This is a genomic window from Streptomyces sp. NPDC046335, assembly GCF_055587985.1.
In genome coordinates this window covers 237,120-256,133 of record NZ_JBVJFF010000002.1, presented here as the reverse complement: position 1 = coordinate 256,133, position 19,014 = coordinate 237,120, and the positions used below count along the sequence as shown (strand labels likewise).

Sequence of the window (19,014 nt, the reverse complement as noted above, 5' to 3'; positions counted from 1 at the left end):
GTACGTATCGAGGAGACAGCGATGTCCCCAGAGACGCATGAGACGTCCACCGAGACGCAGGCGTCAACCGAGGCGCACCAGGCCGAGAGCCCGAACCTCGACTTCGCGGGTACCACCCCGTACGAGGACTACGTCCAGGCGGACGTCCTCACCCACCTCCAGCACCTGCGCTCGGACGACCCCGGCGAGATGGTCTTCCTGGTCACCACCCAGGTCATGGAGCTGTGGTTCACCGTGATCGTCCACGAGTGGGAGACCGCCGCGCAGGCGCTGCGCCGGGACGACGTCCCGGTGGCCGTCGCCGCGCTGAAGCGCAGCATCCGCGAGCTGGAGGCCCTCAACCACTCCTGGACCCCGCTCGCCCAGCTCACGCCCGCACAGTTCAACTCCTACCGCGGCGCGCTCGGCGAGGGCTCGGGCTTCCAGTCCGCGATGTACCGCCGCATGGAGTTCCTGCTCGGCGACAAGTCGGCGTCCATGCTGGTCCCGCACCGGGGCGCGCCGCGCGTGCACGCCGAGCTGGAGAAGGCGCTGCACGAGCCGAGCCTGTACGACGAGGTGCTCAGGCTGCTCGCCCACCGCGGCCACGCCATCCCCGCCTCGGTCCTGAAGCGCGACCTCTCCCAGAAGTACGAGCCTTCGGCCGAGGTCGAGGCCGTGTGGACCGAGCTCTACTCCGGCGATGAGAGCGGCGACCTCGCCCGGCTCGGTGAGACCCTGACGGACGTCGCGGAGCTGGTCTGGCGCTGGCGCAACGACCACCTGGTGGCCACCCGCCGCGCGATAGGCTCCAAGACGGGCACGGGCGGCTCTGCCGGTGTGGCCTGGCTGGAGAAGCGCGCCACGAAGAACGTTTTCCCCGAGCTGTGGACGGCGAGGAGCCATGTCTGATCTGCGGAGCCGTGCCGAGACCCTGGACGCCGAGGACTCACTGGCCGACAAGCGGAAGGCCTTCGTCCTTGACGATTCGGTCTACCTGGACGGCAACTCCCTGGGCGCCCTGCCCGCACACGTCCCCGCCCGCGTCGCCGACGTCATCGAGCGGCAGTGGGGCGAGCTGCGCATCCGCTCCTGGGACGAGAGCGGCTGGTGGAGCGCGCCCGAGCGCATCGGCGACCGCATCGCCCCGCTGGTCGGCGCCGCGCCCGGCCAGATCGTGGTCGGCGACTCCACCAGTGTGAACGTCTTCAAGGCGCTGGTAGCGGCGGTACGCATGGTGCGCGACACGGACGGGGGCGCGCCGGACGGGGGGCGCGACGAAATCCTCGTTGACGCCACGACGTTCCCCACCGACGGCTACATCGCGCAGTCGGCGGCCCGCCTCACCGGCTGCCGCGTGATCCCGCTCGCCCCGGCCGAGGTGCCCGCGGCGCTCGGCCCGCGCACCGCCGCCGTGCTGCTCAACCACGCCGACTACCGCACCGGGCGCCTGCACGACCTGCCCGGCCTCACGGCGGCGGCGCACGCGGCGGGCGCCCTCGCCGTCTGGGACCTCTGCCACACGGCGGGCGCGCTGCCGGTCGGCCTGGACGAGCACGGCGTCGACCTCGCGGTGGGCTGCACCTACAAGTACCTGAACGGCGGCCCCGGTTCACCCGCGTACCTCTATGTCCGCCAGGAGCTCCAGGAACGCTTCGACTCGCCGCTGCCCGGCTGGAACTCGCACGCCGAGCCCTTCGGGATGCGGCCCGGCTTCGAGGCGGCGGACGGCGTCACGCGCGGGCGCGTCGGCACCCCCGACATCCTGTCGATGCTCGCCCTGGACGCGGCCCTCGACGTCTGGGACGGCGTCTCGGTCGAGTCGGTGCGGGCCAAGTCGCTGGCCCTGACCGACTTCTTCCTGGAGTGCGTCGAGGCGTACGTGCCCAACGGCCTCGTGGAGTCGCTGACGCCCGAGGCGCACGCCGAGCGCGGCAGCCAGGTCGCGCTGCGCTGCCAGGCGGCGGGCGACGTCATGAAGCGCCTCATCGAGCAGGGCGTGGTCGGCGACTTCCGCGCGCCCGACGTGCTGCGCTTCGGCTTCACCCCGCTGTACGTCTCCTTCGCCGACGCCGAGCGGGCGGCGCGCGTCCTCGCGCGCACCCTGGAGGCGTGACACCGGGGCTCGTGACACCGGGGTCCGTGCCGGGCTGATAACGTCCGGCGGATCTTGCTCCCGTCCCTCCGCGGAGGGGCGGGGGCGCCCCCGCAAGACGTACTGCTGTGGAGAGGTTGCCGCCATGCCGGACGACGCCGCCGTGGCCCGCGATGCCGCCGAGACCGAAGCCGCCTTCTCGCACCCCGCCGTGGATCCGGACGCCACCGCCGCGTACGGCGAACACCCGGACCAGGTCGTCGACTTCTACGCGCCCAGGGGCGACATGCCCCGCCCCGCGCCGCTCGTCGTCGTCCTGCACGGCGGTGCCTGGCGCTCGCCCTACGACCGCAGGCACCTCACGCCGTTCGCGGACTTCCTCGCGCGCCGGGGCTTCGCCGTCGCCAACGTCGAGTACCGCAGGGGCAGCCCCATCCCCGCCCAGGGCGGTACGGGGCCCGTGGCCGGGCGCTGGCCGGAGACCTTCGACGACGTGGGCGCCGCCCTGGACGCGCTGCCCGCGCTCGTCCGCCGGACGATGCCGTCGGCCGACCCGCGCCGCATGGTCCTCACCGGGCACTCGGCGGGCGGCCACCTGGCGCTCTGGGCCGCCGCGCGGCACGTGCTGCCCGCCGACGCGCGGTGGCGCACCGAACGCCCCGCCCCGCTGCGCGGCGTCGTGGCGCTCGCCCCCGTCGCGGACTTCCGCACGGCCGAGGAGCTCGGGGTCTGCGGGGGCGCGGCAGCCCAACTCCTGGGCGGCAAAGAAAGGTTCGAGGCGCGCCTGCCCTACGCGGACCCGGCGGCGCTCCTGCCGACCGGCATCGCCACCACCGTCGTGCAGGGCCGCGCCGACATCACCGTGCCGCACGCGGTGGCCGAGGCGTACGCCGACGCGGCGGCCGGGGCGGGCGAGGTCGTGGGCCTGACGCTGCTGGAGGACGTCGGGCACTTCCCGCTGATCGACCCGGCGGCGGACGCGTGCGCGGTGGTGGCCGAGGAGATCGCCCAACTGGCCTTCTGAGGCCGCGTCTTCCGAGACCGCGTCGTCCGAGGCCGCCTTCCGGTGTACGTCCCGGGGTGACGGCGTGGGCCCTGGGGGAGAACCCGAGGGGTACCCGTAATACCTGAGAGCTACGCGACAGCTGTATACCCCAGTGTGATGTGGGCGACGGCACCTGATCAATAACTTCCCTTCCATGGACGCGAGTCGGAGCACCGGCCCGCGCTGCGGAAGGGAATCGACCGATGAGTATCCGGACCGGGCGGCTGCGCCGCACCCTGCTGGCCGTGGGCGTCGCGGCGGCCGTGGTGTTCCCGCTCTCGGCAGCCGCGCGCCCGGAGATCCCGGCGCCCGAGCCGGCCGTCGTCGGCCACGTCACGGCCGATGACCTGCCGCGGGCGTACGCGGCGAACCGTGCGAACGCCGCGAAGGCCGCCCGCATGGCGGGGCGGTACGGAGCACAGGAGCGGGCCGGGGTGCTGCGCGCCATGGCCTCGCCCGGCCGGCGGTTCCTCACCTTCGACGGGCGGGGCGCGGGGCGTACCGCGGAGGTCTTCGGCGACCTGGCGGGCGCGCGGAGCGTCGCCGTCCTGGTGCCGGGCTCCGACACGTCCCTGGACTCGTACGACAGGTTCCGCTCCGGAGCCCGTGCGCTCCGCGACGAGCTGGGCGCGGGCACGGCCGTCGTGGCCTGGCTCGGGTACGAGACGCCGGGCACGGTCAGCCCGGCCGTGCTGACCACGGGGCGGGCGGAGGAGGCGGCGCCGGACCTGCGGTCCTTCGTGGCCGCACTGCACGGCATCAACGCCCACGCACGCGTGTCCCTGCTCTGCCATTCGTACGGCTCGGTGGTGTGCGCCGGTGCCGCCTCGGGGCCGCGCGGTCTCGACGCCGCCGACATCGTGTTCTACGGCAGTCCGGGCACGGGCGCCGACAAGGCCTCCGACCTGCGCACCCCGGCCCGGATCTGGGCGGGCAGAGGCGCGGACGACTGGATCGCCGACGTGCCGCACACCGACGCCGGCCTCTTCGGCACGACCTTCGGCTTCGGCACCGACCCGGTCTCCGACGGATTCGGCGCACGCGTCTTCGCGGCGGGGTCCGGCGGCCACAGCGACTACCTCGCACCAGGTTCCGTTCCGCTCGGCAACCTCGCCCGCATCGTGCGCGGCGAAGCCCCGGAGGCCCCCCATGCGTGATCTCGTACGCGGCCCGCTGCACCGCCTCTCCCGGTCGTTCAGGGACATCGACGCCGCGACACCACCCGGCAGGGACCGGGCCGTCGACGCCCTGCGGGCCTTCGCGATCCTCGGGGTCGTGGGCGGGCACTGGCTGGTCACCGCCCTGGTCTCGGACGGCGGGGTGCTGCACGCGGCGAGCCCCCTCGGACCCATGCCGTGGCTCGCGCCGATCTCCTGGGTCTTCCAGACGCTCGCCGTGTTCTTCCTGGTCGGCGGGCATGTGGCGGCCAGGAGTCACGCGGCGGCGCGGGAGCGCGGCACCGGTTATCGGCGGTGGCTCGCGGCGCGGCTGGGGCGTCTCTTCCGGCCGGTGGCGGCGGTGCTCACGCTGTGGGCGGTCGTCGCGGCGGGCCTCGTCCTGACGGGCTCGGACCCGGACACCGTGCACACGCTGGTGAAGCTGGCGCTGTCGCCGCTCTGGTTCCTGCTGGTCTTCGCGGTGCTCACGGCGCTGACCCCGCTGGTGGCGCGGCTCAACCCGCTGTGGCCGCTGGCCGTCGTCCTCCACGTGGACCTCGTCAGGTTCGGCTTCGGCGGGCCCGCCTGGCTCGGCTGGGTCAACCTCGCGGCGGGCTGGCTCGTGCCCTACACCCTGGGCGCGGCCTGGACGCGGGGCGAGCTGACGCGGCGCTCCGGGTGGGTGCTGCTCGTGGGCGGGGCGGCAGCGACCGCGGGCCTCGTCCTCCTCGGCGGATACCCCGCGTCGATGGTCGGCGTCCCCGGCGAGGCGCTGTCCAACCTCAACCCGCCCACCCTGGCGGCCGTCACCTTCGGCCTCGCCCAGTGCGGCCTTGCGCTGCTGCTCCGTGAGCCGCTGCGCCGCAGGCTGCGCGCGCCCGCGGCCTGGGCGGCGGTGGCCCTGGTGAACGTCTCCGCGATGACGATATTCCTCTGGCACCAGACGGCCCTGATGGCGGTCACCGCGCTCGGCCTGCTCGCCGGTGCCCCGCTGCCGGGCCTGCACACGGTGCCGGACGGCGCGGCCTGGGTGGTCGCGCGCCTGGCCTGGCTGCCGGTGTTCGCGGTGGGGCTCGGGGTGTGCTGGGCGGCGTTCCGGGCGCATGAGCAAGGGGGCGGCGGTGAGCGCGGGAAGCGCGGGGGCGGTTCGCGGGTCGTGCGCACGCACCGCGGGGGCCACGTCGGGGCACGGGACGCGGAGGGGGTACGACGTGCCTAGGGTTGGCGTTGTGGACGGTGGCGGGGGCGTTGTGGACCGTGGCGGGGACGCCGTGGCCAGTGGCGGAGGCGCCGTGGTCGGTGGCGGGGGCGCCGTGGATGGTGGCGGGCGGAAGGAAGGCTTCGGCGGGCTCGTGCTGAGCGGCGTGCGGTCCCTGTGCGACCCGAGGCGGCTGCCGCTGCCGCCGCTGACGACGCCGCGGTGGCTGCGCTGGGCCCCGCACCTGCTCGTCGTGTGGCTGGCGGTGGCGGTGACCGTCGGCAACTTCGACCAGTTCAACCAGCGGTACGGCCTCGGCCACACGCTCGGCTCCGTGATGGCGCTCGCCCAGGGCGTGGCCGTGGTGCTCGCCCTGTGGCGGCCGGTCCCCGCCTGGTGGCTGTCGCTCGCGGCGACCGAGACGGCGGCCCTCTGCTCGACGGGGAGCCTGCCGCACGGCGAAGGGAACGAACCCTGGCCCTGGGCCCCGCCGGGCCTCGTCGCGCACGCGGTGATCACGCTGCTGCTCGCCCTGCGGCTGCCCACCCGCGTGGCGATGACGGCGCTGGTGGTCGGCGTGGGCCTCCCCCCGCTGCTCCAGGAGGCGCGGGTCCCGCACAGGTACGACAGCACGGTGTTCCTGGCGCTGGTCGTCCTCGGCGCCGTCACGCTGATCGGCACCCTGCTGCGTGGCAGGCGCGAGGCGCGGTCCCAGCTCGTCCGGCAGGAGACGCTCACCGCCGAGGAGCGGGCCCGGCGCACCCTCCTGGAGGAGCGCGGCCGCATCGCCCGCGAGCTGCACGACGTCGTCGCCCACCACATGTCCGTGATCTCGATCCAGGCGCAGGTCGCCCCGCACCTGGTCGAGAACCCGTCGAAGGAGCTGAGGGAGAACCTCGCGGGCATCAGGGAGAACGCCCTGGAGGCCCTCACCGAACTGCGCCGCGTCCTCGGCGTCCTGCGCGCGGAGCACCCCGGGGACCCCGAGGCCGCCCCGCAGGCGCCGCTGCCCACCCTGGAGCGTCTCGACGCCCTCGTGGACAACGCCCGCCTGGCCGGTCTCACCGTGCACTGCGAGAGAACCGGGGAGCGGCTCCCGCTGCCGCCGGGCGTCGACCTGTCGGCGTACCGCATCGTGCAGGAGGCGCTGAGCAACGCGCTGCGGCACGCGCCGGGCTCGACGGTCCGCGTCGGCCTCGCGCGGACCGGGGCGGGGCTGCGCGTCCGCGTCGCGAACACCGCGCCCCGCGCCAAGGCCCCGCCCTCGCCGGGCGCGGGGCACGGACTGCTCGGGATGCGGGAGCGTACGGCGATGCTCGGCGGTGACCTCGCCGTCGGGGCCACGGCGGACGGCGGCTATGAGGTCTCCGCCTTCCTCCCGGCCCCGCACCCACTCACCCACCCACCTACGAACGGGGACAGCACGTCATGACGATCCGGGTTCTGGTCGCCGACGACCAGGTCATGGTCAGGCAGGGCTTCTCGGTCCTGCTGAACGCGGAGCCGGACATCGAGGTGGTCGGCCAGGCCGTGGACGGGCGGGACGCGGTCGCCAAGGTGGCCGAGCTGACGCCCGACGTGGTCCTCATGGACATCCGCATGCCCGAGATGAGCGGCATCGAGGCCACCCGCCGCGTCACGGCCGACCTGCCGGAGGTGCGTGTCCTCGTCCTGACCACCTTCGACCTGGACGAGTACGTGTACGAGGCGCTGCGCGCCGGCGCCTCGGGGTTCCTGCTCAAGGACGCGTCGGCGGCGCAGCTCGCCGAGGCCGTCCGTGTCGTGGCCGCCGGGGACGCGCTGCTGGCGCCCGGCATCACCCGACGCCTCATCGCGGAGTTCGCGCGCATGGACGGGGGCCCGCGCGGCCCGCTGAAGGCCCGCGTCGGCGAGCTGACCGAGCGCGAGACGGAGGTGCTCGCGCTGATCGCGCGGGGCCTGTCGAACGCGGAGATGGCGGGGCGGCTCGTGGTCGCCGAGCAGACCGTGAAGACACACGTGGGCCGCATCCTGGTGAAGCTGGGCCTGCGGGACCGTACGCAGGCCGCGGTGTACGCGTACGAGACGGGAGTCGTCAGACCCTCGGGGTACTGAAAGCACGCCCCCTGACGGCAAGCACGCCTCCCTGACGGCAAGCACGTCTCCCTGACGGCAAGCACGTCCCCGTGACGGCAAGCACGTCCCCCCTGGCGGTGCCCGCGTAGTACCTGCGACGGACCCCGCAGAACCCCTCTCGCTGTGGACGACCCCCTGACCCCGTCCCCGTACCTTCGTAGGCGTGACCGAGATGACTGATCCGCTCAAGGCCAGAGGCCGGCGCAGCCCCGAGTACCGCCTCGTGATGGAGGCCGTCGGCGGCATGCGACAGGCGTTGTTCCACGATGCCTTCGACTACCGCCCGCTGCCGCCGAAGAAGTCGGACGGGCTGCTCAGCAGGCGCCTCCCGAAGCGGATGCGCGGGTACGCGGACTGGACCCGGCACGGCCTGGTGGGGCTCGCGGCCGCGATCACCGTGTTCGTCGCCTACCAGCGGGACCTGGGCGGCAACGGCGCCCTGTACATGCTGACGGGCATCATCCCCGCCGCCGCCGTCCTGATGACCCTGATCAGGCCCGTCGGCGCCTTCTGGGTTTCGCTGCTCTCCACCCCCTTCACGGGCGTGCTCGGCAACAGCTGGGACGGTCTGCCGTGGACACCGCCCGCCTTCTTCGGGCACATCGTGGTGATGGTCGTGGTGGCGGCGCGGACCGGCCCGCGCACCGCGCTGTGGATGTGGACGGGGACGGCGGTGTACTCCCTGGCCTTCGAGGGATTCTGGGGCCTGGGGAGCTCCAACTCCGTGCCGATGCTGTTCTTCTCCGGGGTCGCCCTGCTGATCACCACGGTCATACACGTGCGCCGCGAGGCCCAGCGCGAGGTGACGGTGCAGCGGACCGTCACCGCCATCGAGCGCGACAAGCGCACGCTCCTGGAGGAGCGCACCAACATCGCCCGCGAGCTGCACGACGTGGTCGCGCACCACATGTCGGTGGTCGCCATCCAGGCCGAGGCCGCGCCCTACCGGGTGGAGAATCCGCCGCCCGAGCTGGAGCAGGCGTTCGTGACGATCCGGGAGAACGCGGTGTCGGCCCTGACCGAGCTGCGGCGCGTCCTCGGCGTCGTGCGCGCCGAGGACTACGAGGCCCCGGACGCCCCGCAGCCCACCCTCGCCGACCTCGACCGGCTCCTGGACAACGTGCGGGACGCGGGTCTCGATGTCGAGAAGGTGATCACCGGGGCGGCGCGTGAGCTGCCGCAGGGCGTGGAGCTCTCGGCGTACCGGATCGTGCAGGAGGCGCTGAGCAACAGCCTGCGGCACGCGCCCGGCGCCGCGGCCCGCGTGGAGATCGGCCATGTCCTGGGCGGTCTGGGCCTGCGCATCGTCAACGGCCCGGCGAAGGGCCTGGTCAAGCCGTCCCCCGGGGCGGGCCACGGCATCACGGGCATGCGGGAGCGTGTCACGATGCTGGACGGCGAGATGACGGCGGAGGCGACGGCGGACGGTGGCTATGAGGTCACGGTCTTCCTGCCGGTCGCGCTCGCGGACCGAATGGACCCGGCGGGAGCGGACTCGTGACGATCAAGGTGCTCATCGCCGACGACCAGATGATGGTGCGGGAGGGGTTCTCCGTCCTCCTCAACGCCATGCCCGACATCGAGGTGATCGGCGAGGCGGTCAACGGCCGCGAGGCGGTCGACCGGGTCCGCGAACTGGCGCCGGACGTGGTCCTCATGGACATCCGCATGCCCGAGCTGAACGGCATCGAGGCGACCCGCGAGATCATCGCCTCCGAGGGGACGGCGAAGGTGCTGGTCCTGACCACGTTCGACCTCGACGAGTACGTGTACCAGGCGCTGCGCGCGGGCGCCTCCGGGTTTCTCCTCAAGGACGCCTCCGCCCGCCAGCTCGCGGACGGGGTGCGGGTGGTGGCCTCCGGTGAGGCGCTGCTCGCGCCGACGGTGACGCGCCGCCTCATCACGGAGTTCTCGAAGCTGGCGGACACGCCCCGGCTCTCCGCGTCGGTCCAGGCCCAGCAGTACGGCGAGCTGACCGAGCGCGAGACGGAGGTCCTCGTGCTGATCGCGCAGGGCCTGTCGAACGCGGAGATCGCCTCCCGCCTGGTGGTCGCGGAGTCCACCATCAAGACACACGTCAGCCGGGTCCTGGTGAAGCTGGGGCTGCGGGACCGCACGCAGGCGGCGGTGTTCGCGTACGAGGCACGACTGGTCACGCCGGGCTGACCGAAGCCACGCGGAGCCCTGGTCGTAGCCCGCCGGCGCCGCTAGCGTCGCGGCATGGACGCAGCCTTCGAGGCCTCCGCGGTCTTCGCCCCCTCGTCACCGGAGTTCGTCGCCGATCCGTATCCCGCCTACGCCCGGCTGCGCGAGGCCGGGCGGGTGCACCACTACGCCCCCACCGACCAGTGGCTGGTGCCGCACCACGCGGACGTGTCGGCGCTGCTGCGGGACCGGCGGCTGGGGCGGACGTATCTCCACCGGTTCACGCACGAGGAGTTCGGCCGCGCGGCCCCGCCGCCCGAGCACGAGCCGTTCCACACGCTCAACGACCACGGCATGCTCGACCTGGAGGCGCCCGCGCACACCCGCATCCGTCGCCTGGTGGCCAAGGCGTTCACGCCCCGCACGGTCGAGCGGCTGCGGCCGTACGTCGAGGAGCTGGCGGACACCCTGGTGCGCGACCTGGTGGCGGACGGCGGCGGGGACCTCGCCGCGCGGATCGCCGAACCGCTCCCGGTGGCGGTGATCGCCGAGATGCTGGGCGTCCCCGAGGCCGACCGGCATCTGCTCCGGCCCTGGTCGGCGGCGATCTGCGGCATGTACGAGCTGAACCCGGGCGAGGACACGGCGGCCCGCGCGGTCCGGGCCTCGGCCGAGTTCTCGGCGTATCTGCGGGAGTTGATCGCGGCCCGCCGCGCGGCGCCGGGGGACGACCTCGTCTCGGGTCTGATCGAGGCGTACGAGGACGGGGAGCGGCTCAGCGAGCAGGAGATGATCTCCACCTGCGCCCTGCTGCTCAACGCGGGGCACGAGGCGACCGTCAACGCCACGGTCAACGGCTGGCACGCGCTGTTCCGCCACCCCGGGCAACTGGCCGCCCTGCGCGCCGATCCCGGGCGCCTGATCCCCACGGCGGTGGAGGAGCTGATGCGCTTCGACACCCCGCTCCAGCTCTTCGAACGCTGGGTGCTCGACGACATCGAGATCGACGGCACGACGATTCCACGCGGCTCCGAACTGGCGCTCCTCTTCGGCTCCGCCAACCACGACCCGGCCGTCTTCACCCGCCCCGCCGAACTCGACCTGGCCCGCCGCGACAACCCCCACGTCTCCTTCAGCGCGGGCATCCACTACTGCATCGGCGCGCCGCTGGCCCGCATCGAACTGGCGGCGTCCCTGGCCGCACTCCTGCGAAGGGCCCCGAAGCTCCGGCTCGCGGCCGAACCCGACCGCAAGCCGAACTTCGTGATCCGCGGCCTGCGGGAACTCCTGGTCGAAACCTAGGGACGCCCCAGGGAAGCCCCGAGGCCCCGGCTAACCGGCCATGTCCCGCCTCCGCAGCCCCGCGAGCCCCACGGTGACGAGCGCCGCCGCGATCAGGGTGAGGAGCAGCAGCGGCGCCCAGTCCATCGCGGCCCCCGGCAGCTTCGGCAGGTGCCCGAAGGGGGAGAGGTCCAGGACCGCCCGGGGGAGGTCGAGCGCCGGGCCGATCCAGCCGATGGCCAGGCAGCTCCCGACGACGGCCCAGGCGGCGACGGCCGCCTTCGGGTACGCCCCGACGAGCAGTACCGCGAGGCCGCCGAGCACCCAGATCGCGGGGAGCTGCGCCAGGCTCGCGCCGACCAGGGCCGCCGCGTCCTGCCCGTGGCCGACCGCCATGCCGAGCCCGCAGGCGGTCATCAGCACCACCGTCCCGCCGAAGGCGATCACCAGGTGCCCGGCGGCCCACCGCAGCCGTCCCACCGCGCCCGCGAGCACCGGCTCGGCGCGCTGCGAGGTCTCCTCGCCGTGCAGCCGCAGCACGGACGCCACGACGTACAGGGCGGCGACCATGCCGAAGAGCCCGGTGATGGTGGCCAGGAAGGCGTCCGTCAGCCCTGCCTGGCCGCCCATGCGTTCGATGATGTCGCGGGTGCTCCGGTTCTCCCCCACGAGATCGGCCGCACCGGAGGCCATCCCGCCGAACACGATCCCCGCCAGTACGAACCCGGCCGTCCAGCCGATCACGCTGCCCCGCTGGAGACGCAGGGCGAGGGCGCCCGGGGTGGCGATCCGGCCCCGCGCGGGCCCCGGCCGCGTCGGCAGGAAACTCATGCCGAGGTCGCGCCGCCCCGCGAGCGCGTACGCGACGAAGCCCTGCGCCACGACCGCGCCGCCGATGAGCGCGAGCACCCACCAGCGCTCACCCGCGTAGGGCCGCAGGTTCTCCTGCCAGCCGAGCGGCGAGAGCCAGGTCAGCGCGGACGAGCCGTCCGCCGTGCCCGCGTCACCCGCGGCCCGCAGGACGAACGCCGTGCCAAGGACGGCCGCCGTGAGCCCCTTGGCGAGCCGCGCGCTCTCGGTGAGCTGCGCGGCGACGGCCGCCACGCCGGCGAAGAGCATGCCGGTGCCCGCGACCCCGACGCCGAGCGCGAACGCCCCCGAGCCGCCGCGCCCCGCCATGCCGAGGACGATCAGCAGCCCGGCGCAGGCGTTGGCCACGAAGGCCGCGAGGAGCGCGGCGCTGAGCGGCGCCCGCCGCCCGACCACGGCCGCGGAGAGCATCTCCTGCCGCCCGGTCTCCTCCTCGTCACGGGTGTGCCGTACGACGATGACGAGGCTCATGACGGCGGCGAGTACCCCCGCGTAGCAGCCGATGCGCCAGGCGGAGAGGGCGCCGAGCGAGTCGCCGAAGACGGGCCCGTACATGGCCCGCATCGAGGAGTTGGCGTTCATCGACTCCATGGCGTCGGACCGCTCGGCGGCGGTCGCGTACACGCTCTCCAAGGAGCCCGGCATCGCGAGGACGATCCCGGAGACGACGAGCACCCAGACCGGCATCATCACCCGGTCACGCCGCAGGGCGAGCCGCAACAGTGTGCCGGTACCGGCGAGTTGGCGGTTGTTCCCGGCACGGGCCACGGAGACGGTACCGAGACCGACGGCGGCGGTCATCGCGTCATCGCCTCTTCCCGTGCGCCGGTGCCGGTGCCGGTGCCGGCGCTGTCCCGCACGTCGTCCTGGTAGTGCCGCAGGAACAGCTCCTCCAGGGTGGGCGGGGTGCTGGTCAGCGACCGGATGCCCGAGCCCGCGAGCGAGGTGAGGACCGCGCCGAGTTTGTCGGTGTCGACCTGGAGTTTCACCCGATGGCCCGGCCCGCCCTCGACTGACTCCTGGGCGGCGACGTCGAGGTCGTGGACGCCGGGGAGCGAGGACAGGCCGTCGGGCGGGCCGGTGAGTTCGGCGGTGACGCTGGTCCGCGTCAGATGGCGCAGCTCGGCGAGGGAGCCGCTCTCCACCGTCCGGCCTTTTCTGATGATGCTGACGCGGTCGCAGAGCGTCTCGACCTCGCTGAGGATGTGCGAGGAGAGCAGGATGGTCCGCCCGGCCCCGCGCGCCTCCTGCACGCACCCCTGGAAGACCCCCTCCATGAGCGGGTCGAGCCCGGACGTCGGCTCGTCGAGGATCAGCAGGTCGACGTCGGACGCGAAGGCGGCGACGAGGGCGACCTTCTGGCGGTTGCCCTTGGAGTACGTGCGGCCCTTCTTCGTGGGGTCGAGCTCGAACCGCTCGACGAGTTCGTCACGCCGGGCCCGGTCGAGCCCGCCGCGCAGCTTTCCGTAGAGGTCGATGACCTCGCCCCCGGAGAGGTTGCGCCACAGGGTGACGTCGCCGGGGACGTACGCGACGCGGCGGTGCAGGGTCACCGCGTCGGCCCACGGGTCACCGCCGAGCAGGCGCGTGGTGCCGGAGTCGGCGCGGAGCAGCCCGAGCAGGACCCGGATGGCGGTGGATTTCCCGGCCCCGTTGGGCCCGAGGAAGCCGTGCACCTCGCCGGGTTCGACGTGCAGGTCGAGCCCGTCGAGGGCATGGGTGGGGCCGAACGACTTGTGCAGGCCGGATACGTCGACGGCCTGAGGTGCCTTCGTCATAATGCGAACGTACGCGAGCTTCACAAATTTGTGAAGTTAAGGAAACGTATAAACTCTCCCTGAACGTGCCCATGAGGGCGGCGGCGATGGTGGCCGGGGGAGCGCGGGAGATGATCGACGGATGACCAAGGACGACGAGACGCGGGACGGGGCGGCGCGGCCATCGCAGCCGCCGCAGTCATCGCCGGGGTTGCGGCAGGGGCAGCCGCCGCAGCGGCCGGCGCAGCAGCCGCAGGACCCGCAGCAGCCCCAGCCGCAGCAGCCCCAGCCGCAGCAGCCCCAGCCCCAGCCGCAGCAGCCCCAGCCGCAGCCGCCGCAGCCCCCGCCCGGGCACGCTGAGGTCGTGTCGCGGTTTGTGGAGCAGTTCGCCGCGCAGCTCGTCGAGGCGGGGATGCCCCGGATGCCCGCCCGTATCTTCACCGCCCTGCTCGCCTCCGACTCCGGCGCGCTCACCTCCGCCGAGCTGGGCGAACGGCTGCGGGTGAGCCCCGCCGCGGTGTCGGGCGCCGTGCGGTACCTCACCCAGCAGCACATGGTTACGCGGGAGCGCGAGCCCGGGACCCGGCGCGACATCTTCCGGGTGCACGACAACCAGTGGTACGAGGCGCTGGGCAACCGTGACGGGGTGCTCAAGCGCTGGGAGAGCGCGCTGCGGGACGGCGTCGCCAACCTCGGCCCGGACACCCCCGCCGGCCGCCGCCTCTCCGAGACGCTGGCCTTCTTCGAGTTCATCGAGGCCGAGCTGGCGGGCATGATGGCCCGCTGGCGCATCCACCGCGAGACGCTCTTCGGCAAGAACTGAGGGCGGGCAAGGCCGCCGGTGGGGCGGCGCCGCGAAGCCGCAGCCGGGCGAAGCCGCCGGTCAGGCGGCCCGCAGGACGCTGAGGCACCGCCCCCGGGCCGGCCGGGACGACCCCAGGCGCCCCCGCACCGAGGCAGCGCCACCGAGGCACCGCCCCCGAAATGGCGTCACCGAGGCAGCGTCAGCCCCCAGGCCTCCGGACGTACCGTCCACGTCCGCGTGCGCACCGGCCCCGTCACCACCGCGTCCGCGCGGTAGCGGAAGTCGGCCCCCGACACCGTCACCGTCCGTGCCCGCACCCGCAGCGGTGCCGCCTCCGCGCCCACCGAGGACGGCCGCACCTCCACCTGGGCGAGTCCGCCGCCCCCCGCGGTGACGTGGATACCGGCGACCGGCTGGTCCAGGTCGACCAGGGTGACGCCGTCCGCCTCCACCCGCAGCCGCGCGGGCCCCGGCCCCGGCGCCGTCGCCACCCGCGAGGGCCGCGTGGCCAGGGTCCGTACGAAGGACTGGCAGGTCCGCAGCCAGGCGTGCCCCTCCACGGTGGTCGTGGCGCCGCCGGGCGCCTCCGGTGGCCCGGCGGCGGAATCCACCGCCCCCACCGGAGGAATCCGCAGGTCACCGAGGACGACCCCGTCGCTCTCGTCCACCAGCAGATCGAGTCTCCGTACCGCCCCTTCGAGGACCGCGCGGGCCGCCGCGACCGCCCCCGCGGGCACTCCGAGCGCCCGCGCCAACGTCTGCGAGGCCCCCACCGGCACCAGCGAGAGCGCGGCGTCACCGAGCCCCCGCTCCCGGTGCAGGGCGGCCACGGCGCGCAGCAGGGCCCGGTCGTCACCCACCACCACGAGGCGTCTCGCACCCCGTCTGGCCAGGGCTTTCATGAAGTCCTCCGGACCCTCGGGCAGACAGGTACGGATCGCCGCGCCCGCCCCGAGTACGTCCTTCGCGATCCGTACCGACTCGCCGTCCATGCGGCGGGCGACCGGGTCGATGACGACTAGCAGGTGGTCGCGAGCCGACACGTCCGTCCTTCCTCGGGTAGCATCTTTGTGCAAGAGCCCCTTGCGCTATTGCGCCAGGGGCTTCGTCTATTCCGGGGCAGCATCCAAGGCACACCCATACGGCGGCTACGGCCCCCAGACCTTGGACATGCCCCGCCCGGAAGGGGTGTACGCCTGTGCCCGCACTTGTGCTGCTCGGTGCTCAGTGGGGTGACGAAGGCAAGGGAAAGGCCACTGACCTGCTCGGTGGCTCGGTGGACTATGTAGTGCGCTACCAGGGCGGCAACAACGCCGGCCACACGGTTGTCGTAGGCGACCAGAAGTACGCGCTGCATCTCCTCCCTTCCGGGATCCTCTCCCCGGACTGTGTGCCTGTCATCGGCAACGGAGTCGTCGTCGACCCGTCGGTCCTGCTCTCCGAGCTGAGCGGTCTGAACGAGCGCGGCGTCGACACGTCGAAGCTGCTGATCAGCGGAAACGCTCACATCATCACGCCGTACAACGTCACCGTCGACAAGGTGACGGAACGGTTCCTCGGCAAGCGCAAGATCGGCACCACGGGTCGCGGCATCGGCCCGACCTACGCCGACAAGATCAACCGCACCGGCATCCGCGTGCAGGACCTCTACGACGAGTCGATCCTTCAGCAGAAGGTCGAAGCGGCGCTGGAGATCAAGAACCAGCTCCTCACGAAGCTCTACAACCGCCGCGCGATCGAGGCGGAGCAGATCGTGGAGCAGCTCCTGGAGCACGGCGAGAACATCAAGCAGTACGTCGCCGACACGACCCTGATCCTCAACAACGCGCTCGACGAGGACAAGGTCGTCCTCTTCGAGGGCGGCCAGGGCACGCTCCTGGACGTGGACCACGGCACGTATCCCTTCGTCACCTCCTCGAACCCGACCGCGGGCGGCGCCTGCACGGGTACGGGCGTGGGCCCGACGAAGATCAGCCGCGTCATCGGCATCCTGAAGGCGTACACGACCCGCGTCGGCGCGGGCCCGTTCCCGACCGAGCTGTTCGACCAGGACGGCGAGGACCTGCGCCGCATCGGCGGCGAGCGGGGCGTCACCACCGGCCGTGACCGCCGCTGCGGCTGGTTCGACGCGCCGATCGCCCGCTACGCGACCCGCGTGAACGGCCTGACGGACTTCTTCCTCACGAAGCTGGACGTCCTGACCGGCTGGGAGCAGATCCCGGTCTGCGTCGCGTACGAGATCGACGGCAAGCGCGTCGAGGAGCTCCCGTACAACCAGACGGACTTCCACCACGCGAAGCCCGTCTACGAGTACCTCCCCGGCTGGACCGAGGACATCACCAAGGCCCAGACCTTCTCCGACCTGCCGAAGAACGCGCAGGGCTACGTGAAGGCCCTGGAGGAGATGTCCGGCGCCCCGATCTCAGCGATCGGCGTGGGCCCGGGCCGCACGGAGACGATCGAGATCAACTCGTTCGTCTAGGCAGCCGCTCATAGGCAGCCGCTCAAAGGGGTGGGTCGCGCTGACGTGCGACTCACCCCTTCGGCATGTCCGGCACGCTCGGGCCATGACAGCGAGCGGCGTTGCCGTGGGAGGGCATCTCCGTCATGCCCGAGCGAGGAGTAGGCCGCCCCGGCTCACTACAAGTTCGGTGAAAGGGTTCGGATGGGCCAGGGGTCGGTAGACACCGCCGAGTTCCCCCGCTACCGCACCTGACCCGTCCGGGGGCAGGAAAGTTTCACGCCCTCCCGCTGCTGACCTGGGGTTACTCTCCGGCGAGGTGTGATTTCCCTGCAAGGAACGCGGCCCAGGCGTCCGCAGTGACCGTGAGGGTGGGGCCCTCGGGGTTCTTGGAGTCGCGGATGTGGGTGGTGGGGGTGTGGGGGCAGGGGGCCATCTCCAGGCACTGACCGCCGCCGCTGTCGCTGTAGCTCGACTTGCGCCAGCCGGTGGCCACTTCGACGCAGTTGCCGCCGCCGTCGTCGCTGTAGCTGGACTTGCGCCAGTCGTAGGCGACTTCGAGGCAGTTGCCGCCCCCGCTGTCGCTGTAGCTCGACTTGAACCACCGCAGGTTGCTGCTCATCGCTGATCTTCTCCTGCCAACCGCTCGATGAGGCTCAGCGAGTCGTCGGGACTCAGGGCCTGTGCGCGGATCTTCGCATAGCGGTGCGATAGTTGGGAGACTTCGGCGGGATCGCTGACCAGGATGCCCTGGTCCTCGATCTCCATGAAGACCACATGCTCATGATCCTTGGTTTCGACGAGCTTCATGGGGCCACGGTCGCCCGCGTACGTACCGCGTAGTCCGCGCTCAAGTGGCAGCACCTGAAGGGTGACGTTGACACGCTGGGCGTCCTCGGCAAGCGAGCGTAGTTGGCCACGGTGGATATCCCAGCTCCCGAACGGGCGCCGCAGCACGGACTCCTCCAGGATCAGCTCGATCATCGGAGTCGGGTTCCGGTCGAAGAGCGCCCTGCGGGCGAGCCGGGCTTCGACGAACTCTTCGCGCTTCTGCTCGGACACGGGCGGGTAGCCCCCTGTGATCAACGCCCGCGCATATGACTCCGTCTGGAAGAGACCGTCGACGACCAGGTTCTCGTACGAGGAGAGCGTGAGCGCCTCCGCCTCCATCGCGGAGAAGCCACGGAACCGCGCCGGGTACTTCTCCATCAAGACATACCTGCGGGCCTTCTCGAAGATGCCCAGCCCCGCCCCGATCACCTCCTCCAACTTGACCAGCATCTGGTCGCTCGCCGGCTGCGCGCACGTCTCCATCGCGCTGATCGCGGAGCCCGTGTAGCCGATCAGTTCGCCCAACTTGTCCTGTGAGAGCTGATGCTGCTCCCGCAGGGCCTTCGCCAGGGCGGCGACGAGGTGGGTGACGCCGCCCGCCTCGTCCTTGTTCCCGGACCGCGCCATTGCGGTCACCTCCGAGCTAGTTCGAAACCCAACCGAACCCAAGCAATCTCAACCGAACTCAAGTGATCTCAACCAGGCGGCGCCGAATCCTGACCGTGCGCGGTGGTCGACACAGAGTTATGGAAGACGCTATCCCCGTCCGGCTTAGCTGGTCCCATGAACACGCGAAACACGCAGGTCGACTGGGTTCCTGCCGCCGGTATCCAACTCCGTAAAGCAGGCGTCCAGTTCGATGCCGTACGGGTCGACGGCGACGCGGGCCGCGCCCTCGCGGACGAGCTCGCCCGGCACACGGGCGGCGACCCGGGGCCGGTCATCGAGGAGGCCCGCGCCTGCCGCGCGGTGTACTTCCTCGTGCCGGTCGGCAGTACGTCGCACCGGGCGTGGCCGGACGGTGTCACCCGGCTGACCGCCGGGCCGGGGCACATCTCGTACATCCCGGTGCCCGCGCTCGGCGGCTGGACCTGGCCGCTGCGGTGGCGCTACCGGCCCACCGGCGACGGACGCCTCGTCCACACGCTGCTGCTGCACGGCGCGCTGAACTCGCCCGGGTGAGGCTGCCGACGGCCCCGCAGGGGCCGCACATCACAGACTCCCGGCCCACATCCGTGCGGTCGGGTTCACCCAGCAGAAAGGAACGGCATGACC

General features: G+C 72.5%; 19 protein-coding genes. 13 read left to right on the top strand and 6 right to left on the bottom strand.

What is annotated here, in order from left to right; translation table 11 throughout:
* The first annotated feature begins 21 nt into the window (after window positions 1-21).
* The 10 genes from ACZ6JY_RS04960 (at window position 22) to ACZ6JY_RS04915 (ending at window position 11,036) form a co-directional block, all read left to right on the top strand.
* Window positions 22-891 (top strand): tryptophan 2,3-dioxygenase family protein, encoded by an 870-nt coding sequence (locus ACZ6JY_RS04960; protein ID WP_469192318.1) that lies wholly within the window; start codon window positions 22-24, stop codon window positions 889-891.
* Complete coding sequence (gene kynU / locus ACZ6JY_RS04955; protein WP_469192316.1) at window positions 884-2,095, top strand: kynureninase; 1,212 nt, start codon at window positions 884-886, stop codon at window positions 2,093-2,095. Before ACZ6JY_RS04960 ends, kynU begins: the two co-directional genes overlap by 8 nt.
* Before the next feature lie 124 nt (window positions 2,096-2,219).
* Window positions 2,220-3,098 (top strand): alpha/beta hydrolase family protein, encoded by an 879-nt coding sequence (locus ACZ6JY_RS04950; protein WP_469192314.1) that lies wholly within the window; start codon window positions 2,220-2,222, stop codon window positions 3,096-3,098.
* A 224-nt stretch (window positions 3,099-3,322) separates the two neighbouring features.
* Complete coding sequence (locus ACZ6JY_RS04945) at window positions 3,323-4,276, top strand: alpha/beta hydrolase (protein WP_469192312.1); 954 nt, start codon at window positions 3,323-3,325, stop codon at window positions 4,274-4,276.
* A complete protein-coding gene (locus ACZ6JY_RS04940) occupies window positions 4,269-5,495 on the top strand; it encodes an acyltransferase family protein (protein WP_469192310.1) in 1,227 nt (408 codons plus the stop codon). The genes ACZ6JY_RS04945 and ACZ6JY_RS04940 overlap by 8 nt, the downstream gene beginning before the upstream one ends.
* Window positions 5,496-5,628: 133 nt before the next feature.
* Entirely contained in the window at window positions 5,629-6,906 is a 1,278-nt protein-coding gene (locus ACZ6JY_RS04935) for a sensor histidine kinase (RefSeq protein WP_469193004.1), read from the top strand.
* Window positions 6,903-7,568: a response regulator gene (locus ACZ6JY_RS04930; protein ID WP_469192308.1), complete on the top strand. Its 666-nt coding sequence runs from the start codon at window positions 6,903-6,905 to the stop codon at window positions 7,566-7,568. Before ACZ6JY_RS04935 ends, ACZ6JY_RS04930 begins: the two co-directional genes overlap by 4 nt.
* Before the next feature lie 193 nt (window positions 7,569-7,761).
* Window positions 7,762-9,090, top strand: a complete 1,329-nt coding sequence (locus ACZ6JY_RS04925) for a sensor histidine kinase (protein WP_469193002.1) — start codon at window positions 7,762-7,764, stop codon at window positions 9,088-9,090.
* Window positions 9,087-9,755, top strand: a complete 669-nt coding sequence (locus ACZ6JY_RS04920; RefSeq protein WP_469192306.1) for a response regulator — start codon at window positions 9,087-9,089, stop codon at window positions 9,753-9,755. Before ACZ6JY_RS04925 ends, ACZ6JY_RS04920 begins: the two co-directional genes overlap by 4 nt.
* A 54-nt stretch (window positions 9,756-9,809) precedes the next feature.
* Entirely contained in the window at window positions 9,810-11,036 is a 1,227-nt protein-coding gene (locus ACZ6JY_RS04915; RefSeq protein WP_469192304.1) for a cytochrome P450, read from the top strand.
* 30 nt (window positions 11,037-11,066) lie between these two features.
* On the opposite strand, the gene ACZ6JY_RS04910 is transcribed toward ACZ6JY_RS04915, so the two are convergent.
* The 3 genes from ACZ6JY_RS04910 to ACZ6JY_RS04900 all read right to left on the bottom strand — a co-directional run bounded on the left by ACZ6JY_RS04910 (window position 11,067) and on the right by ACZ6JY_RS04900 (window position 13,997).
* The gene (locus ACZ6JY_RS04910) at window positions 11,067-12,686 is read right to left on the bottom strand and encodes an ABC transporter permease (RefSeq protein ID WP_469192302.1); all 1,620 of its coding nucleotides are present in this window, start codon (window positions 12,684-12,686) and stop codon (window positions 11,067-11,069) included.
* Window positions 12,683-13,663: an ABC transporter ATP-binding protein gene (locus ACZ6JY_RS04905; RefSeq protein WP_469192300.1), complete on the bottom strand. Its 981-nt coding sequence runs from the start codon at window positions 13,661-13,663 to the stop codon at window positions 12,683-12,685. The genes ACZ6JY_RS04910 and ACZ6JY_RS04905 overlap by 4 nt, the downstream gene beginning before the upstream one ends.
* Window positions 13,664-13,841: 178 nt before the next feature.
* A complete protein-coding gene (locus ACZ6JY_RS04900) occupies window positions 13,842-13,997 on the bottom strand; it encodes a hypothetical protein (RefSeq protein ID WP_469192298.1) in 156 nt (51 codons plus the stop codon).
* Between the two features lie 57 nt (window positions 13,998-14,054).
* Here ACZ6JY_RS04900 and ACZ6JY_RS04895 point away from each other — a divergent pair, with 57 nt between their 5' ends.
* Window positions 14,055-14,465: a GbsR/MarR family transcriptional regulator gene (locus ACZ6JY_RS04895; RefSeq protein WP_469193000.1), complete on the top strand. Its 411-nt coding sequence runs from the start codon at window positions 14,055-14,057 to the stop codon at window positions 14,463-14,465.
* Between the two features lie 167 nt (window positions 14,466-14,632).
* Here the strand turns inward: ACZ6JY_RS04895 and ACZ6JY_RS04890 are convergent, their stop codons facing one another.
* Entirely contained in the window at window positions 14,633-15,439 is an 807-nt protein-coding gene (locus tag ACZ6JY_RS04890) for a diacylglycerol kinase family protein (protein WP_469192998.1), read from the bottom strand.
* Between the two features lie 206 nt (window positions 15,440-15,645).
* On the opposite strand from ACZ6JY_RS04890, the gene ACZ6JY_RS04885 reads away from it, so the two are divergent.
* Window positions 15,646-16,929, top strand: coding sequence for an adenylosuccinate synthase (locus ACZ6JY_RS04885; RefSeq protein WP_469192296.1), 1,284 nt, complete (start codon window positions 15,646-15,648; stop codon window positions 16,927-16,929).
* Between the two features lie 283 nt (window positions 16,930-17,212).
* Here the strand turns inward: ACZ6JY_RS04885 and ACZ6JY_RS04880 are convergent, their stop codons facing one another.
* The gene (locus ACZ6JY_RS04880) at window positions 17,213-17,530 is read right to left on the bottom strand and encodes a DUF397 domain-containing protein (protein WP_469192294.1); all 318 of its coding nucleotides are present in this window, start codon (window positions 17,528-17,530) and stop codon (window positions 17,213-17,215) included.
* Window positions 17,527-18,366 carry a helix-turn-helix domain-containing protein gene (locus tag ACZ6JY_RS04875; protein WP_469192293.1) on the bottom strand — a complete coding sequence of 280 codons (840 nt, stop codon included), beginning with the start codon at window positions 18,364-18,366 and terminating at the stop codon, window positions 17,527-17,529. The genes ACZ6JY_RS04880 and ACZ6JY_RS04875 overlap by 4 nt, the downstream gene beginning before the upstream one ends.
* Before the next feature lie 156 nt (window positions 18,367-18,522).
* On the opposite strand from ACZ6JY_RS04875, the gene ACZ6JY_RS04870 reads away from it, so the two are divergent.
* A complete protein-coding gene (locus ACZ6JY_RS04870) occupies window positions 18,523-18,921 on the top strand; it encodes a hypothetical protein (protein ID WP_469192291.1) in 399 nt (132 codons plus the stop codon).
* The last annotated feature ends 93 nt before the right edge of the window (window positions 18,922-19,014 follow it).

What these genes read in the sequence shown, in the direction of transcription:
- ACZ6JY_RS04960 (WP_469192318.1), top strand. Translation starts at nt 22, where the DNA reads ATGTCCCCAGAGACGCATGAGACGTCCACCGAGACGCAGGCGTCAACC.
- kynU (WP_469192316.1), top strand. Translation starts at nt 884, where the DNA reads ATGTCTGATCTGCGGAGCCGTGCCGAGACCCTGGACGCCGAGGACTCA.
- ACZ6JY_RS04950 (WP_469192314.1), top strand. Translation starts at nt 2,220, where the DNA reads ATGCCGGACGACGCCGCCGTGGCCCGCGATGCCGCCGAGACCGAAGCC.
- ACZ6JY_RS04945 (WP_469192312.1), top strand. Translation starts at nt 3,323, where the DNA reads ATGAGTATCCGGACCGGGCGGCTGCGCCGCACCCTGCTGGCCGTGGGC.
- ACZ6JY_RS04940 (WP_469192310.1), top strand. Translation starts at nt 4,269, where the DNA reads ATGCGTGATCTCGTACGCGGCCCGCTGCACCGCCTCTCCCGGTCGTTC.
- ACZ6JY_RS04930 (WP_469192308.1), top strand. Translation starts at nt 6,903, where the DNA reads ATGACGATCCGGGTTCTGGTCGCCGACGACCAGGTCATGGTCAGGCAG.
- ACZ6JY_RS04925 (WP_469193002.1), top strand. Translation starts at nt 7,762, where the DNA reads ATGACTGATCCGCTCAAGGCCAGAGGCCGGCGCAGCCCCGAGTACCGC.
- ACZ6JY_RS04915 (WP_469192304.1), top strand. Translation starts at nt 9,810, where the DNA reads ATGGACGCAGCCTTCGAGGCCTCCGCGGTCTTCGCCCCCTCGTCACCG.
- ACZ6JY_RS04910 (WP_469192302.1), bottom strand. Translation starts at nt 12,686, where the DNA reads ATGACCGCCGCCGTCGGTCTCGGTACCGTCTCCGTGGCCCGTGCCGGG.
- ACZ6JY_RS04905 (WP_469192300.1), bottom strand. Translation starts at nt 13,663, where the DNA reads ATGACGAAGGCACCTCAGGCCGTCGACGTATCCGGCCTGCACAAGTCG.
- ACZ6JY_RS04895 (WP_469193000.1), top strand. Translation starts at nt 14,055, where the DNA reads ATGCCCCGGATGCCCGCCCGTATCTTCACCGCCCTGCTCGCCTCCGAC.
- ACZ6JY_RS04890 (WP_469192998.1), bottom strand. Translation starts at nt 15,439, where the DNA reads ATGGACGGCGAGTCGGTACGGATCGCGAAGGACGTACTCGGGGCGGGC.
- ACZ6JY_RS04880 (WP_469192294.1), bottom strand. Translation starts at nt 17,530, where the DNA reads ATGAGCAGCAACCTGCGGTGGTTCAAGTCGAGCTACAGCGACAGCGGG.
- ACZ6JY_RS04875 (WP_469192293.1), bottom strand. Translation starts at nt 18,366, where the DNA reads ATGGCGCGGTCCGGGAACAAGGACGAGGCGGGCGGCGTCACCCACCTC.
- ACZ6JY_RS04870 (WP_469192291.1), top strand. Translation starts at nt 18,523, where the DNA reads ATGAACACGCGAAACACGCAGGTCGACTGGGTTCCTGCCGCCGGTATC.